Annotated in this window: 14 protein-coding genes; 13 read left to right on the top strand and 1 reads right to left on the bottom strand. The window is 38.4% G+C overall.

Annotated elements, in window-relative coordinates:
* The first annotated feature begins 77 nt into the window (after positions 1 to 77).
* The 11 genes from WCP78_RS01850 to truB all read left to right on the top strand — a co-directional run bounded on the left by WCP78_RS01850 (position 78) and on the right by truB (position 12,459).
* Positions 78 to 1,079: a hemolysin family protein gene (locus WCP78_RS01850; protein WP_336278811.1), complete on the top strand. Its 1,002-nt coding sequence runs from the start codon at positions 78 to 80 to the stop codon at positions 1,077 to 1,079.
* Complete coding sequence (gene lnt, locus WCP78_RS01845; protein ID WP_336278810.1) at positions 1,063 to 2,697, top strand: apolipoprotein N-acyltransferase; 1,635 nt, start codon at positions 1,063 to 1,065, stop codon at positions 2,695 to 2,697. The genes WCP78_RS01850 and lnt overlap by 17 nt, the downstream gene beginning before the upstream one ends.
* A 154-nt stretch (positions 2,698 to 2,851) precedes the next feature.
* The gene (locus WCP78_RS01840; protein ID WP_336278809.1) at positions 2,852 to 3,268 is read left to right on the top strand and encodes a helix-turn-helix domain-containing protein; all 417 of its coding nucleotides are present in this window, start codon (positions 2,852 to 2,854) and stop codon (positions 3,266 to 3,268) included.
* 120 nt (positions 3,269 to 3,388) lie between these two features.
* Positions 3,389 to 4,657: a methionine adenosyltransferase gene (gene metK / locus WCP78_RS01835; RefSeq protein ID WP_336278808.1), complete on the top strand. Its 1,269-nt coding sequence runs from the start codon at positions 3,389 to 3,391 to the stop codon at positions 4,655 to 4,657.
* Positions 4,657 to 5,358 (top strand): tRNA (guanine(46)-N(7))-methyltransferase TrmB, encoded by a 702-nt coding sequence (locus WCP78_RS01830; RefSeq protein WP_336279112.1) that lies wholly within the window; start codon positions 4,657 to 4,659, stop codon positions 5,356 to 5,358. Before metK ends, WCP78_RS01830 begins: the two co-directional genes overlap by 1 nt.
* 168 nt (positions 5,359 to 5,526) lie before the next feature.
* Entirely contained in the window at positions 5,527 to 6,135 is a 609-nt protein-coding gene (gene rimP, locus WCP78_RS01825; RefSeq protein ID WP_336278807.1) for a ribosome maturation factor RimP, read from the top strand.
* Between the two features lie 48 nt (positions 6,136 to 6,183).
* Positions 6,184 to 7,797: a transcription termination factor NusA gene (nusA, locus tag WCP78_RS01820; RefSeq protein WP_336278806.1), complete on the top strand. Its 1,614-nt coding sequence runs from the start codon at positions 6,184 to 6,186 to the stop codon at positions 7,795 to 7,797.
* Entirely contained in the window at positions 7,798 to 8,433 is a 636-nt protein-coding gene (locus tag WCP78_RS01815; protein ID WP_336278805.1) for an RNA-binding protein, read from the top strand. It abuts the gene before it with no gap.
* Positions 8,430 to 10,964 carry a translation initiation factor IF-2 gene (gene infB, locus WCP78_RS01810; RefSeq protein WP_336278804.1) on the top strand — a complete coding sequence of 845 codons (2,535 nt, stop codon included), beginning with the start codon at positions 8,430 to 8,432 and terminating at the stop codon, positions 10,962 to 10,964. Before WCP78_RS01815 ends, infB begins: the two co-directional genes overlap by 4 nt.
* Positions 10,965 to 11,098: 134 nt before the next feature.
* Positions 11,099 to 11,506, top strand: a complete 408-nt coding sequence (gene rbfA / locus WCP78_RS01805) for a 30S ribosome-binding factor RbfA (protein WP_336278803.1) — start codon at positions 11,099 to 11,101, stop codon at positions 11,504 to 11,506.
* Between the two features lie 5 nt (positions 11,507 to 11,511).
* Positions 11,512 to 12,459, top strand: a complete 948-nt coding sequence (gene truB / locus WCP78_RS01800) for a tRNA pseudouridine(55) synthase TruB (RefSeq protein ID WP_336278802.1) — start codon at positions 11,512 to 11,514, stop codon at positions 12,457 to 12,459.
* 92 nt (positions 12,460 to 12,551) lie between these two features.
* Here truB and WCP78_RS01795 read toward each other — a convergent pair whose 3' ends face one another.
* Positions 12,552 to 14,183, bottom strand: coding sequence for an MFS transporter (locus WCP78_RS01795; RefSeq protein ID WP_336278801.1), 1,632 nt, complete (start codon positions 14,181 to 14,183; stop codon positions 12,552 to 12,554).
* A 322-nt stretch (positions 14,184 to 14,505) separates the two neighbouring features.
* Here WCP78_RS01795 and rpsO point away from each other — a divergent pair, with 322 nt between their 5' ends.
* Together rpsO and pnp are read left to right on the top strand one after the other, a co-directional pair.
* Positions 14,506 to 14,775: a 30S ribosomal protein S15 gene (gene rpsO / locus WCP78_RS01790; protein ID WP_336278800.1), complete on the top strand. Its 270-nt coding sequence runs from the start codon at positions 14,506 to 14,508 to the stop codon at positions 14,773 to 14,775.
* A 249-nt stretch (positions 14,776 to 15,024) separates the two neighbouring features.
* Positions 15,025 to 17,226, top strand: a complete 2,202-nt coding sequence (gene pnp, locus WCP78_RS01785) for a polyribonucleotide nucleotidyltransferase (protein WP_336278799.1) — start codon at positions 15,025 to 15,027, stop codon at positions 17,224 to 17,226.
* Positions 17,227 to 17,268 lie beyond the last annotated feature (42 nt).

Raw genomic sequence — 17,268 nt, 5'->3', positions numbered from 1 at the left:
TTAAATCAATCTTACATTACTACAATTTCGGTAGTTTATGCATCTGTTATCAAAGGGAATTAGAAGATTTAAGAATCATGACAGATAAAGTTGATGCACGAAATAACAATCAAACATCTCATAATATTGAAGAGCGTTCCTCTCAACAGGCAAATTGTACAGGAAAACATTCCTTAATGAATCATTTATTTTCATTCTTACGGGGTCGTAATTGTAATACATCACTGCGTGATGATCTTACCGTTGCACTTGCTACGAACAATGAAAAAGATACAGCTCTTTTTTCACCTGAAGAACGGATTATGCTTCATAATATCTTACGCTTGCGCGAAGCGCGCGTTGATGATGTAATGATTCCACGTTCTGAAATTGAAGCATTAGAAATAAGTACCCCTCTTGGAGAGGCTCTTAAATGTTTCGCAAAAATCGGTCATTCTCGTATACCTGTTTATGCTGAAACTTTAGATGATCCGCGAGGAATGATTCATATCCGTGATATTCTTAATTATGTGACTTACTTTATTACTAAGTCTGCTCAAACTAATCAGATATCTGATTTTCTTCAGTTAAATCACGCAGATTTGCATACTCCAATTGGTGAACTAAACCTAATTCGAACAGTTCTCTTTGTTCCTGGATCCATGATGGCCAATAAATTGCTAACACGTATGCAAGCTACAAGAACACAAATGGCTTTGGTTATTGATGAGCATGGTGGCACAGACGGCTTAGTTTCTATGGAAGATATTGTCGAATTAGTCGTTGGCGATATAGAAGATGAACATGATAATGTTGATAACGCCATTGTGAAAGAACTCAATAATACATGGCTTGTTGACGCAAGAACAGAATTAAAAGATGTTGAAAAAGCTCTTGGCTCTGATTTTGCAGTAGCGCAATACTATGATGAAGTTGATACAGTTGGCGGTTTAATTGTTTCTATTCTTGATCGAATTCCTGCAAAAGGTGAAGTGGTTGAAGCCGTGCCAGGTTATCGATTCCGTATTTTAGAAGCTGATAAACGTCGAATTAAGAGATTACGCATTTTCCGTCTCTCAGAAAATGAAAATTTTGAGTAAAATGCCATTCTTAAAGAACAGTCAAGTATTTTTAAATAATTTCATGTTTTTCCTGCATTCCATTACCTATTGGAAACGGCAGATATTGGTAGTTTTGTGTGGTGCATTTACATCTATCGCCCTTCCTCCCTTTTATTTGACACCTATTTGTTTTTTGACTTTCCCTGTCTTTATTGTTTTTCTTGACAAGATAAAAACCATTCAAAATAACAAGAAACGCCTTCTTTCTTATGCTTTAAGCTGTGGACTTTTTGGTTTTGGTTATTTTATTTGCGGTCTTTGGTGGTTAAGCAATGCTCTATTAGTAGACTCAGCTACTTTTGGTTGGGCAGTACCATTTGCTCTTATTGGTCCTCCTATCTATCTTTCCCTGTATTGGTTTTTTGCTGGTTTTATTGTGGGTTTACTGTGGACAGAGGGAATAGCACGCTTCTTTGTTTTGGCTTTTGCGCTGGGATTGGCAGAGTGGTTACGCTCTATTTTATTCACAGGATTTCCGTGGAATTCTCTTGGCTATACAGCTATGCCAACCCCGATGTTTATGCAATTAGATGCAATCGTAGGACTTTACGGAATGAATATTCTTTCTGTTTTAGTCTACAGTCTACCCACTGTTATATTAACAAATGAAAAAAAAAAGTTTGCACTCTCTCTTTGTTTATCGCTCATATGCATCCAAAGTGGTTTTGGGTTTTACCGTCTCAATACTGCGCCTAATACATCTGACTATCAAAACAGCAATTATTGGGTTCGCATTGTCCAGCCTTCTATTCAACAAAGTCAAAAATTGAATAATGCTACAACCCAAGAGATATTAGCAACTCATATGGATCTAAGTGCAACACCAATAGTAAATCACAATCGGAAACCTAACTTTATCATATGGCCAGAAGCATCCCTTCCTTACATTCTCAATGATTCACCCGCTCTTGCAAAACATATTGCTTCTCTTCTCAACCCCAAACAATGGGCTATTATCGGAGCTGTGCGCACAAATTATGATCCTCTGAATACTCAAACACAGTATTTTAATACAATTGCAGTTATTAATGCAAAAGGTGATATTCTTAACACTTCCGATAAACTTCATCTCGTTCCTTTTGGTGAATATCTTCCTTATAAAAACTTGTTAAATAAAATTGGACTGCGTATCATTTCTGATCATATTGGTGGATATAGTACTGGGAATGTGCGCAAAACTGTCGTTCTGCCAAATGGATTTTCTTATCTTCCATTGGTTTGTTATGAAATTATATTTCCCAATGAAATGACTTTTCAAGGTTCTTTTCCTCAAGCAATCATTAATGTTACAAATGATGCATGGTTTGGCGTAACACCTGGCCCATATCAACATCTTCAGCAAGCACAACTGCGTACAATTGAACTGGGAATCCCCCTCATACGAGCTGCTAATAGCGGAATATCAGCTGTTGTTGATTCTTATGGACGAATTGTTGCATCCCTGAAACAAAATGCTGTTGGTGTTCTTGATTCGCCAATTCCATCACCAGTTATCCCTATATGGAACAATGAATACAGAACATTCTCTACTTTTATCTTGTTCATTCTTATGCTAATGTGCCGTGTTGGTTTTGGTTCTACAAAACAGCTTCAATGATCAAGTACCCATGTACTACGGTATGATATCATGTTACACATATCAGTAAACATTGGGAAAAATATTACATATTACCTTAATTATATGATAAACTAACATCACGTAAATTTGATGTTAGTTTGGAAATAAAGCGCTGGAAGTAAAGAGTTGCATTATGACCGAGACTAAAAGAAAACCCGATCCTATAGATATTTATGTCGGAACTCGTATTCGTTTACGCCGTAATATTTTAGGACTCACTCAGGAAAAGCTGGGAGAAAAACTGGGCATCACTTTTCAACAAATCCAGAAATATGAAAAAGGTACAAACCGTATTGGGGCGAGTCGGCTTCAGGCAATTGCAGAAATTATGGATGTGCCCGTTTCTTATTTTTTTGACAAAGGCATTACAACCCAACATGTAGAAGGCTTTGCTGAAAGCGATAGCAATTTTATGGATTTTTGCTCCAGCAATGAAGGCATCCAACTAATGAGAGCCTTCACTAATATATCTGATGCTAAGGTGCGTCGAAAAATCATTGATTTAGCAAAAGCACTTTCTGAAGAAGAAGATCTTGCCGATAAGCTATAAAATAAAATTATATCCTTTCTCTCTATCATCTTCATAAATCAGCATTGACGATTTGCCGTGATATTGGCAAATAGAGGCGACTTTTAGTGAGTGTTGATTGTCTTTTTTGAAGGAGTTCCTATGCCGCATCAAGATTATCTTTTTACCAGTGAATCGGTATCGGAAGGACACCCTGACAAAATCTGTGATCGTATTTCCGATGAGATCGTTGATATGGTCTACAAAGAAGCTCAAAAAACTGGTACTGATTTATGGTTAGTACGGGTTGCTTGTGAAACTTTAGTCAGTGTCAATCGTGTTGTCATTGCTGGTGAAGTACGTGTTCCTGATACGCTATTAAAAAGAAATAAAAATAAAGAATTTATTTATGATGAAACTGGTTTTCCTCTCATTAATCCTACTCGTTTTCGCGCAGTAGCGCGTAGAGCTATTAGAGAAATAGGCTATGAACAAATAGGCTTTCATTGGAAAACCGTTAAAATTGACGTTTTCTTACGCCCCCAATCAACTGATATTGCACAAGGGGTTGATAATGCTATAGATCGGCATGGTGAAGAAGGAGCAGGTGATCAGGGTATTATGTTCGGATATGCTTGCCGAGAAACACCGGATCTCATGCCTGCACCAATTTATTATGCACATAAAATCTTAAAACTTCTTTCCGAAGCTCGCCATAAAAAAGAAGGCGAAACAGGGAAATTAGGGCCAGATGCTAAAAGCCAAATAACAGTACGGTATCGCAATGGGAAACCTATAGAAGTCACATCTATAGTTCTTTCGACGCAACATTTGGATGAAAATTGGGATTCTCATAAAGTCCGCACAGTTGTTGAACCTTATATTCGTCAGGCTTTGCATGATATTCCCATCTCTGATCAATGCAGTTGGTACATTAACCCAACAGGAAAATTTGTTATCGGTGGTCCAAGAAGTGATGCAGGGCTAACAGGGCGCAAAATTATCGTTGATACTTACGGAGGCGCCGCACCTCATGGTGGAGGAGCCTTTTCAGGAAAAGATACAACAAAAGTTGACCGTTCTGCAGCTTATGCTGCACGATATCTCGCTAAAAATATTGTTGCAGCTGATTTAGCGGAACGCTGTACTATCCAACTATCCTATGCAATTGGTGTTGCGCAACCTTTATCCATTTATATTAATCTCCATGGAACAGGAAAAGTTGATGAAAGTGTTATTGAAGCTGCAATTCGCAAAGTAATGGATCTTTCACCAACAGGAATTAGAAAACATCTTGGCCTCAACAAACCTATTTATACAAAAACAGCTGCTTATGGTCATTTTGGACGTAAACCAAAGCGTGATGGTTCATTTTCATGGGAAAAAACCGATCTCATTAAAATGCTTAAAACAATGATTAGAATACCATGATGACTGTACATAACACACGTATGAGTGAAGCTTTTTTTGGCCGCCGAAAAGGAAAACGGTTAAGAAAAGCTCAACATGCACGTATAAAAACACTTCTTCCAACTTTTAACATTGATCTAAATAACCCTACACCTTCAGATTTAACGTGCTTATTCTCCAGCAAAGTAAAAGAAGTCAGGCTCGAAATTGGCTTTGGTGGAGGTGAACATTTACTCCATGAAATGGAGCATTATCCACAAACTGGTTTTATTGGCGTAGAGCCCTTCATCAATGGAATAGCAAAATTGTTAATGTCTATTGAACAACATCAGCATTATAAAGATCATCTTCGCCTTTATAATGATGACGCTACACGCCTTCTTGATTGGTTACCGAACGCGTCACTTGATGGAATAGATCTTTTCTATCCTGATCCATGGCCTAAAAAAAAGCACTGGAAACGACGATTTATTAACATAAAAAATCTTAACCGTTTTGCTCGCGTTCTTAAAACAGGTAAAAAGTTTCGTTTTGCCAGTGACGTAGGCAGTTACGTGAATTGGACCCTATACCATTGTATACACCATCACAGCTTTGAGTGGGAAGCAGATAAGCCTGAGGATTGGCAAAATTCTTATCCGTTATGGTCAGGCACTCGCTATGAAGCAAAAGCTCTGCGTGAAGGTAAAACACCTGCCTATCTTACTTTTATCAAGAAATAGATGATACACACTTTTATGACAAACAACTTGAAAAATTTTAAATTTAAAGGTATTAATCGGTAAATTCTTGGTCTTATGATAAAGAGTGGGTCGTTTGAATCCGCTCTTTTTTAATGTCATAAAGTTACTAGAACCAACTTAAATAAAATGGATAAGTGAAACTAAAAAATGAACAATATTGACGAACCACGTCTATTTGAAGAAAATGGCGTTGAAGCACAGGTTGCTACCCTTGTCACACCATTGCTTAGGCCTTTAGGTTTTCGTTTGGTTCGTGTCAAGCTCCTTGGCTTAAATGGTTTAACGCTTCAGATTATGGCCGAGCGTGCTGATAGCTCCATGACAATAGAAGATTGCGAAACTATTAGTCGGACTGTTTCCCCCCTTCTTGATGTACAAAATGTTATTGAACGTAAGTATCATTTAGAAATTTCATCTCCTGGAATTGATCGCCCATTGGTGAGAAAATCTGACTTTTTTCATTGGCAAGGACATATTGCAAAAGTTGAAACGAAAATCACAATTGATGGGCGCAGAAAATTTCGTGGAACACTGTCAAATGTTACGCAGGACGGCTTTACTTTAAACATAGATAAAGCCGCTTGTGGAGAAAGCGTATATATTTCTATTCCTTTTGATAACATCACCGATGCACATTTAATTCTTACCGATGAGCTTATCCGCGATGCGTTGAAAAAAAATAAAGACTTAAATCAACAATTAATTTGTGAAGATAGTTCTAACATCTCAAAACAGTCACCAAATTATAGGAATTAATATCACTGAGATTATGCTTATCCTGTAGCACAAAAAAGGAGAAAATCGATGGCTATAAGCGCTAACAGGCTTGAAATTCTGCAAATTGCGGATGCTGTTGCACGTGAAAAGTCAATTGACCGTAAAATTGTTATTTCTGCAATGGCTGATGCTATCCAGAAAGCAGCGCGTTCTCGTTATGGTCAAGAAACCAATATCCGTGCTGAGATCAATTCCAAAACAGGTGAAATTAAATTACAACGTCTGCTTAAAATTGTTGATGTTGTTGAAGATTATACAACTGAAATTACCTTAGCTGACGCGCTTAAACGTCAAGCAGATGCAAAAATTGGTGATTTTTTACCTGACCTTTTGCCACCGATGGATTTTGGCCGTATCGCAGCGCAATCAGCTAAACAGGTTATTGTACAAAAAGTACGTGATGCAGAGCGTGATCAGCAATACGAAGAATTTAAAAATAAAATTGGTGAAATTATTTCCGGAACGGTAAAACGTGTGGAATACGGTAATGTTATTGTTGATCTAGGACGTGGCGAAGCTATCGTTCGACGCGATGAATTAATTCCACGTGAATCTTTCCGCTATGGAGATCGTATTCGTGCCTTTGTCAGCGATGTACATCGTGAATCTCGAGGTCCGCAGATTTTCCTGTCGCGTACACATCCTCAATTCATGGTCAAACTTTTTACCATGGAAGTTCCAGAAATCTACGATGGTATTATAGAAATCAAATCCGTTTCTCGTGATCCAGGTTCACGTGCTAAAATTGCTGTTGTCTCACGCGATGGTTCAATTGATCCTGTCGGAGCATGTGTTGGAATGCGAGGAAGTCGTGTTCAAGCTGTTGTTGCAGAGCTACAAGGCGAAAAAATTGATATTATTCCTTGGTCACCTGATGCTGCAACATTTATTGTCAATGCCTTGCAACCCGCTGAAGTTTCTAAAGTTGTTCTTGATGAAGATGCAGAACGTATCGAAGTCGTCGTGCCTGATGATCAACTCAGTCTTGCTATTGGCCGGCGTGGACAAAATGTTCGTTTAGCTTCACAATTAACAGGATGGAATATCGATATTTTAACGGAACAAGAAGAGTCTGAAAACCGTCAAAAAGAATTTACCGAACGCAGCAAGCTGTTTATGGAATCTTTAGACGTTGATGAAATGATCGGACAAGTTATAGCGTCAGAGGGCTTTTCCTCCATTGAAGAAGTTGCCTATATTTCTCTCGAAGAAATTGCTTCCATTGATGGTTTTGATCGTGAAACTGCTGCAGAAATTCAAAGCCGTGCGCGCGAATATCTAGAACGTAAAGAAAAAGACCTCGATGAAAAACGCAAAAAGCTCGGTGTTTCTGACGAATTGCGAACACTTCCTGGAATGACAAGTGCAATGTTAGTTGCTGTTGGAGAAGATGGTGTAAAAACAATGGAAGACTTTGCAGGTTATGCAGTTGATGATTTAGCTGGCTGGAGAGAACGTAAAGAAGGTCAAACACAAAATTTTTCTGGTATACTAACTCCATTTGATATTACACGGGCAGATGCAGAGGCTATGATTTTAGCCGCCCGTGTAAAAGCAGGATGGATAGATCAAACTGATCTTTCTTTAGAAAATACTGCAGAAAATGAAAAAGTAGATAATGTGGATGTGGATACACTTTAAATGAATGAACGAACCTGCATTGTGACAAAAAAAAATGCTTCAGCAAAAATGCTGATTCGTTTTGTTATTGATCCCAATAATCAAATTGTTCCTGATCTCAAATCTAACTTACCTGGACGGGGCGTATGGGTTTCCGCCCAGCATTCTATCATTGAGGAAGCAATTAAACGACAATCTTTTAGAAAAAGTTTTAAAACAGATGTTGAAGTCGCATCAGATCTTGCGCATATTGTGGATGCACTCTTGTTAAAGGCTGCTCTTGGAAGCCTTTCCATGATGCGAAAAGCAGGTGCCATTGTCACGGGGGCAACAAAAGTTGATGCAGCTATCCGCTCTGGTCAAGTAGCTCTCGTACTTCATGCAAAGGGAGCTACAGAAGATGGAAAACGAAAAATTTCACAAGCCATTCATGCAATACAACAACAAATAGGCCAAAATATAAAAACCATATCTTTATTTACCAGTGATGAAATGAAAGCTGTTTTTGGAGCTAATCCTGTAATACATGCAGCCTTATTGAACACGAGAGCTTCAGAAGGATTTCTCAAAGCAATACAAAAACTGATTGCCTATCGTGATGACAAGCACAGTAAGCCCAGCGAAATGACGGCAAAAGTCGTGAAGGAAATACAATGAGTGAAAATAATAACGACAAAACAACAGTCAAGAGGACGCTTACTTTAAAACGTTCCGTCCTAGAAACGAGTACGGTCAAACAAAATTTTAGTCATGGCCGTACAAAGGCTGTGGTTGTCGAAACAAAGAGACGCAAAATTACACGACCTGATGAAAAAGCTGAAATATCGCAGCCAATTACTAAGCCACATGTAGCCACTCAACGCTCTAAACCGAGATTTGAAGACGCAATGCCAAGTGAATCTATTATACAAAGTAATCTTTCATCAACCGAAATGAAAGCGAGATTTCGTGCGTTAGAAGAAGCTAATATCCAAGAAAAAATAATGCGTGAAAAAGCTAAAGAACAAGAAAGACTGACTAAAGAGCGTGAAGAACGCTTGCAACAAGAAGCTGAAGAAGAAAAAATACATCAGAAAAATGCAAGCCCTACAATAGAAACTCCATCTTTTTCTACTACTACTACTACGCCTCTAATAAAACCAGAACCTGTAGATATTCCTATAACACCCAAAAATACAACTGCAGCTGAAAAACGCAAAAATGATGACAATGAAGATGACGACAGACATAACCGGCGTGCTAGCTCTACTAAATCAGAAGTGCGTGCACCCAAAGTTATAAAAGGTTCTGATGAAAGACGTCGTGGTAAACTTACTCTCAATAGTGCACTAGATGACGAAGGTAATTCACGTGGACGCTCGATGGCTGCAATGCGCCGCAGACAGGAAAAGTTTAAACGTGCTCAAAACCAAGAGCCAAGAGAGAAAATTTCTCGAGAAGTTATCCTTCCCGAAACCATTACGATTCAAGAACTTGCGCAGCGTATGACTGAACGCTCTGTTGATGTGATTAAATTCTTGATGAAACAGGGACAAATGATGAAACCTGGTGATATTATTGATGCAGATGTTGCTGAACTTATCGCCGTTGAATTTGGTCACACTGTTAAACGTATCTTAGAATCTGACATAGAAGAAGGTATCTTTAATATAACAGATAACCCTCAAAAAATGCAGCAACGCCCACCAGTTGTAACCATTATGGGGCATGTTGATCACGGAAAAACTTCTCTTCTCGATGCTATCAGAAAAGCGAATGTTGTTTCTGGTGAAACAGGTGGTATTACACAACATATTGGTGCTTATCAAGTAGAGCAAAACGGTCAAAAAATTACCTTTATCGATACACCTGGACATGCTGCCTTCACAGCTATGCGTGCTCGGGGAGCTCGCGTTACAGATATTGCCGTTCTAGTTGTAGCTGCTGATGATAGTGTTATGCCTCAGACAATTGAATCAATTAATCATGCCAAAGCTGCTGGTGTACCTATTATTGTTGCTATCAATAAAATTGATAAACCGGCTGCCGATGCTCAAAAAGTACGCACAGAACTTTTGCACCACGAAGTATTCGTTGAAAGCATGGGTGGAGATACTTTGGAAGTGGAAGTTTCTGCTAAAACAAGGCAAAATCTCGATAAACTTCTCGAAGCTATTCTGCTTCAAGCAGAAATTCTTGATCTAAAAGCTGATCCAAAACGAACAGCAGAAGGTGTTGTCATTGAAGCAAAATTAGATAGGGGGCGTGGATCTGTTGCGACAGTTCTTATCCAAAAAGGTACACTACATCCTTCTGATATTATTGTTGCCGGCAATGAATGGGGGCGTGTACGTGCACTGATTGATGACCATGGTCGCTATATAAAAGAAGCCGTTCCCTCTACCCCAATTGAAATTTTAGGGATGCAAGGAACACCACAAGCTGGTGACCGTTTTGCTGTTGTTACTCATGAAGCAAAAGCACGAGAAATCGCTGAATATCGTCAACGATTAGCACGAGATAAAGCTGTAGCTCGACAAACTGGTTCTCGAGGCTCTCTTGAACAGATGATGACGAAATTACAAACCACTGGTGTCAAAGAATTTCCTCTTATTATTAAAGGTGATGTACAGGGATCTATTGAAGCAATCGCTTCGGCATTAGAAAAATTAGGAAATGAAGAAGTGCGCGCGCGCGTTGTACATTCTGGTGCGGGAGGTATCACTGAAAGTGATATTTCTCTTGCTGAAGCCTCCAATTCTGCTGTAATCGGTTTTAATGTTCGAGCTAATAAACAGGCACGTACTTCAGCTAAAACACAAGGAATTGAAATTCGCTATTATAACATCATTTATGATCTTGTTGATGACATAAAAGCCGCCATGTCAGGACTACTCTCACCAGAGCAGCGTGAAACTTTCCTTGGTAATGCTGAAATTTTGGAAGTCTTTAACATTACAAAAACTGGAAAAGTTGCTGGATGCCGTGTTACAGAAGGTAAAATAGAACGGGGAGCAGGTGTTCGCCTTATTCGTGATAATATTGTCATTCATGAAGGAAAACTTAAAACGCTCAAACGCTTTAAAGATGAAGTCAATGAAGTACAAAGTGGTCAAGAATGTGGGATGGCATTCGAAAATTATGAAGACATACGTGCAGGAGATATCATTGAAACCTTCCGCGTTGAACATATTAATCGCACATTATAATAAATTAATCTAATAACTTTTTCTCTCCATAAAATGGGAAAAGTTATTAGATTTTGATGCAATGCCTCTATTATTTCTTATACTTTCAAGTAATCAAAGAACGAGGGGAATTGTGATTAAAGGTAACAGCTTTCATGAAAAATGTAAATCCATCACAACGACAGCTAAGAGTAGGAGAGCAAGTACGCCATGCAATAGCTCATGCGTTGCAACGAGGTATTTTACTTCACGATGTATTGAAAAATGTTGTAATTTCTATCTCTGAAGTACGTATGTCTCCAGATTTAAAAATTGCTACTTGTTTTGTTGCTCCTCTCAGCACTCTTAATAATGCTTCTAATGTTGATGTTGTTAATGTTTTAAATAAACATAGCCGTTTTATCCGTGGAGAAATAAGCCGTTCGTTGCGACAAATGAAATACATGCCTGAATTGCGTTTTCGGCTTGATAATAGTTTTGATAATTTTTCAAAAATTGATGCCCTCCTCCGTTCACCTGAAGTAGCACGTGATTTGCATTATAATAACGAACGTGAAGATTAAATAACATGGCAGGACAACGCAAAAGAAAAGGCCGTTTTATTTCTGGCTGGGTGGTATTTGATAAACCAAAAGGAATGAGATCAACGGAAGCTGTCTCAAAAATCAAATGGCTCTTTAATGCGCAAAAAGCAGGGCATGCAGGCACGCTTGATCCGCTTGCTTCAGGTCTTCTACCAATTGCGTTGGGTGAGGCAACCAAAACCGTTCCCTATGTTATGAGAGGAACAAAAACATATCGCTTTCATATCGTTTGGGGAGAAGAGCGCTTAACAGATGATTTAGAGGGTGAAGTTACTAAAATATCTTCTAAACGTCCAACAAAAGAAGAAGTGCTCGCTCTTCTCCCTAAGTATACAGGTGTTATTTTACAAACACCTCCACAATTTTCAGCAATCAAAATTTCTGGTAACCGTGCCTATGATTTAGCACGTGAAGGTGAAGCGGTTGAGATTCCTCCACGCCAAGTAGAAATAGAAACTTTCAAATTAATCGAAACCGTTACAAGAGAGCGTAGTGTCTTTGAAATAACATGTGGGAAGGGAACTTATGTGCGTTCTTTAGCACGTGATATGGGACGTGATCTTGGTTGTTATGGACATATTGCTGACTTAAGACGCATCATGGTAGCGCCTTTTTGTGAAGATGATCTGATTACATGGAACGAACTAAAAGATGCAGTATTAGATAAAAATGATGATGTCCTTCCTAAAAAAGATTTCACAAAACTTGATCAATTATTAATTGAAACAGGTGCTGCACTGGATTGTCTTTCGCATTATACTCTTAGCGAAATTCAAGCACAGCGAGTAATAATGGGGGATTCTGTTCTTCTTTATGATCACAACGCACCCATCGATGAAGATGAAGTTTGCGTAACTTATAAAGGTCAACTTCTTGCCCTAGGAACTCTTAACAAAAGCCTATTTAGACCAAAGCGAATTTTTACAATTTAAAATAATAAGCTGCTACCCACCAAAAAATATTTTCTCATACTAATTATTAAATACAATAAGATTATTCCTCTGACTTTTACATTCAATTCCTATTATTCAGGTAAATGGTTAGCAGATGGTTTTAAATGCATTTCATTGACCTGTGGTATTGTTTGCCTCTCAATCATACGGTGTACTCTTATACCATTAGGGTCACAATTTAAGCGATGCAGATGTTTATTCACTTCTGCATCTGCTTTTGTACGACGATGATTATGGCGTAAATAATCTACCCATGTTGGCATGTGATAAGCTTCTGTCCAACATTCAGGCCTTTCAAGATTACGTAAAAGAACCCATTGACGAGCACCATCACGCAAACGAATATGGCGACGACGTGTCATTACCTTTAAAAACTCTTCAAGATCATTTTCATGAATTTGGTAATCAATCATAATCATAATAGGACCGCTTCGTGCTTTCAAATCGAGCAACAACTCTGGTTCTCTAAAGTGATCAAGCGGATCAAGATCTATTTGAGGAATCTCTTGAATTTTAAACTTTATCCCTACAAGAGCTCCAAAAACCAAAAATAAAGCACAAGCACTTAAAGCAACCGATGGAGAATAACCATCTGCTAATGCTCCCCAAATTGCACTTCCAATAGCCATACCGCCAAAAGATGCAGTCTGATATAGCGCTAAAGTACGCGCAACAACCCAACGCGGTGTAGAAAGCTGTACAGATGTATTAAATAGTGATAACGCTAGAACCCAGCACAAACCTGCAGGAAATAAGACAATATGACTTACAATCAATGAGCGACTAAAAGCTAAAAAAAAGCAAGAAACAGCAAAACCTATAAATGCACTTATAATGATCTTTTCTGAACTAAAATAACGCCGTATACGTGAATTAATAACACCAGCTACAATTGCTCCTAAACCAAAACAACCAAGCAATGTACCATAAAGAAGTGCACTTCCCTTAAAAATGTTATGTGCAACAATTGGTAATAGTGCTAAAATTGAAATTGCACCAACACCAAAAAGAAATGCTCTAACCATAATACTAAGAAGATTAGGAGACATCATAACATAACGCAAACCATCTGCGACAGCTCCTAAAAATCTTTCCCGTGGCAATGTATTATTTTTATAATTCGGTTTCCAAAAAAACAACGCGCAAATTAAAAGAATATAACTTACCGCATTGAACAAAAAAGCTGCTGTAGCACCTAAAGTGGCAATGATAAAACCACCGATAGCAGGGCCTATACTACGCATTGAGTTAAAGCCAACACTATTTAAGCTAACGGCAGCAGGAATATTTTCTCTGCTTACAATATCCCCCATAGTTGCCTGCCACGAGGGATTGTAAAAAGCGTTTCCGCATCCAATCAAAAACGTAAAGCACAGCAAAAGCCCAGGTGTTATAAATCCTATATAGGATAAAATCACCAAACTCAGTGATAAAATCATTAATATAATCTGCGAACACAACATAATTTTACGCCGATTAAAATTGTCAGCTAATGCTCCTGCCATTAGAGAAAACATAAAAAGTGGTAATACTGTAGCACTTTGAACGAGCCCAACCATAGAATGCGAAGAGCTAATCAATTCCATCAGCCATCCTGCCCCTACAGTCTGTATAAGTCCCCCTAAATTAGAAACAAGAGTAGCTGACCATAAATTACGAAATGTCGAATTACTAAAAAGTTTTAATGTTGAAATGCTCTGCACTTTTTGCCTCCAAATCGGCACCCTATCACTTTCGTTACCATAAACACGCTACGCAAAGCAGTAATCTTTGTATCAAAAGGATCCATAATTCTTTAAAAATCTCTCATATAACATTCTTAAAATCAATATTTCAAAGCAAAACCATTTATTGAAGAAGATTTTCAAGATACCTTCAAGGGCTAGCATTTTAACCTTTTTTCTTATATAAATATTAATGCAGGCTAAAGCCTTTAGCTTTTCTTGTGCCCTCGTAAGCCCTTGCTGAACGACATCTTGGCTAGGGATGTTTTTTGTTTGTTCGTTTTTTTGAAAGGATAATACGATGTCGATTACGGCTGAACGTAAACAAGCTCTTATCGCGGAATACGCAAATAAAGTTGGTGATACAGGATCACCAGAAGTACAGGTTGCTGTGCTTTCTGAACGTATCTCTAATTTAACTAATCATTTTAAATCTCATAAAAATGATAACCATTCTCGTCGTGGTCTTTTAAAAATGGTATCTCAACGCCGTCGCCTTCTCGATTACCTTAAAGGAATTGACCAAAATCGCTATCAAGTACTTATTGGAAAATTAGGTTTACGTCGCTAAAAGAGAAATGGGAGGGAGGATAACATTTTTATAAAAATCCACCTAATTTATTCCGGCTTGCTGTTTTGAGTTAAAAACTTTAAAAACAATGAATAACCGTCATGGGACAGGATTACTGGATACTTGCATTTTAATTGCAATTTATTCTTTTTTGCATATAAAGGACAGAAGTATCTTGTTGTCCTCCCCATGGCTTTAAAATATGCTACACAAAACTTGAATGTGAGCAGTGGCCATTAAGGATAAAAAATGTTCAAAACGCACAAGATAGAAATTGAATGGGCCGGTCGGCCACTCACCCTTGAAACAGGGAAAATAGCGCGTCAAGCTGATGGTGCAGTTATTGCGACCTACGGTGAGACTATTGTCTTAGCAACTGTCGTGTCGGCAAAAAACCCCAAACCAGATCAAGATTTTTTTCCACTCACTGTTAATTATCAAGAAAAAGCCTATGCTGTTGGTAGAATCCCCGGTGGCTACTTTAAACGTGAGAGCCGACCTAGTGAAAACGAAACTTTAATTTCACGTTTGATAGATCGTCCGATTCGCCCTCTCTTTGCTGATGGGTATAAAAATGATACGCAAATTATCGTCTCTGTTATACAACATGATCTCGAAAATAACCCTGATATCCTCGCCATGATTGCGTCTTCTGCCGCATTAACCATATCCGGTGTTCCTTTTATGGGACCCATTGCTGGTGCTCGCATTGGCTACTGTAACGGACAATACATTCTTAATCCTAATATTGATGAAATGCCCGAATCAAAACTTGATCTTATCGTTGCTGGAACAGAAAGTGCAGTATTGATGGTTGAATCAGAGGCACAAGAATTGCCTGAAGACATCATGTTGGGTGCTGTTATGTTTGGGCATCAAAGTTTTCAACCCGTTATTGATGCCATCATTAAACTTGCAGAAGTTGCTGCAAAAGATCCACGCGATTTTGTTCCTGAAGATCTATTTGATCTTGAAAAAGCTATGTTAGAAATGGCTGAACAGGACATACGAAAAGCGTATACAATTACTGATAAACAAGAACGCTATACTGCTATTGATACTATAAAAACAGAAGTTATAAACAAATTTATGCCAGAAACAGCAGAGGACTGTAAATTTAGTGTAGATCAAATTGCAACCGTTTTTAAGCAGTTACAAGCAAAAATTGTTCGTTGGAACATCCTTGACACGGGTAAACGCATTGATGGACGCGACCTCTTAACAGTACGCCCAATCCAGTCAGAAGTTGGCATTTTGCCCCGAACACACGGATCGGCACTCTTTACCCGTGGAGAAACACAAGCAGTTGTTATTGCAACATTGGGAACTGGTGAAGATGAGCAATATGTCGACTCTTTAACGGGTATGTATAGAGAAACATTCCTACTCCATTACAATTTTCCGCCATTTTCGGTGGGGGAAACAGGACGGATTGGTTCCCCCGGCCGTCGCGAAATTGGGCATGGAAAACTAGCGTGGCGTGCTATTCATCCCATGTTACCAACTAAGGAATCTTTTCCTTATACCATTCGTGCTGTTTCAGAAATCACTGAATCAAACGGATCATCTTCAATGGCAACGGTTTGTGGAACTTCACTTGCACTAATGGATGCTGGTGTTCCCTTAATGCGTCCCGTTGCAGGTATTGCCATGGGTTTGATTAAAGAAGGCGAGCGCTTTGCTATTTTGTCTGATATTTTAGGTGATGAAGATCACCTTGGGGATATGGATTTTAAAGTAGCAGGTACTGAAAATGGTATTACTGCTTTACAAATGGATATAAAAATTGATGGTATTACCAAAGAGATTATGAAAATCGCACTTGAGCAAGCCAGAGAAGGTCGGATTCATATCCTTAATGAAATGGCCAAAGCTTTAACCAGTGCACGTAATGAACTTAGCGAGTTTTCTCCACGAATCGAAATTATGAACATTTCTGTTGATAAAATCCGAGATGTTATTGGCTCTGGTGGAAAGGTGATCCGAGAAATTGTGGAACAAACTGGCGCTAAGATTAATGTCGAAGATAATGGAACAATTAAAATAGCTTCTACTGATGCTAAAACTATCAAGGCTGCAAAACAGTGGATCCACTCAATTGTTGATGAACCTGAGGTTGGTACAATTTATCAAGGAACCGTTGTCAAAACGGCAGAATTTGGTGCCTTTGTAAACTTTTTTGGATCACGTGATGGACTCGTTCATATTTCTCAGCTTGCATCAGAACGCGTTGCTAAAACAACTGATATCGTTAAAGAAGGCGATAAGGTTTGGGTTAAATTAATGGACTTTGATGAACGTGGTAAAATACGATTATCAATGAAAATGGTTAATCAGCAAACTGGTGAAGAAATTATTGATGATGATTCTATAAAGGCAGAAAAAGAAAGTAGTACTGATGAGAAAAATAAATCTGAAAATAAACGCCGTCGCAAGAAAAAAGAAGAGTAATTTTTCTCGCTTATCATGAAATAAAATGCCATCCCAATACTC

The sequence above is a fragment of the Bartonella occidentalis genome, assembly GCF_037070875.1.
GTDB lineage: Bacteria > Pseudomonadota > Alphaproteobacteria > Rhizobiales > Rhizobiaceae > Bartonella.
This window is presented reverse-complemented; position numbering and strand designations above follow the sequence as displayed.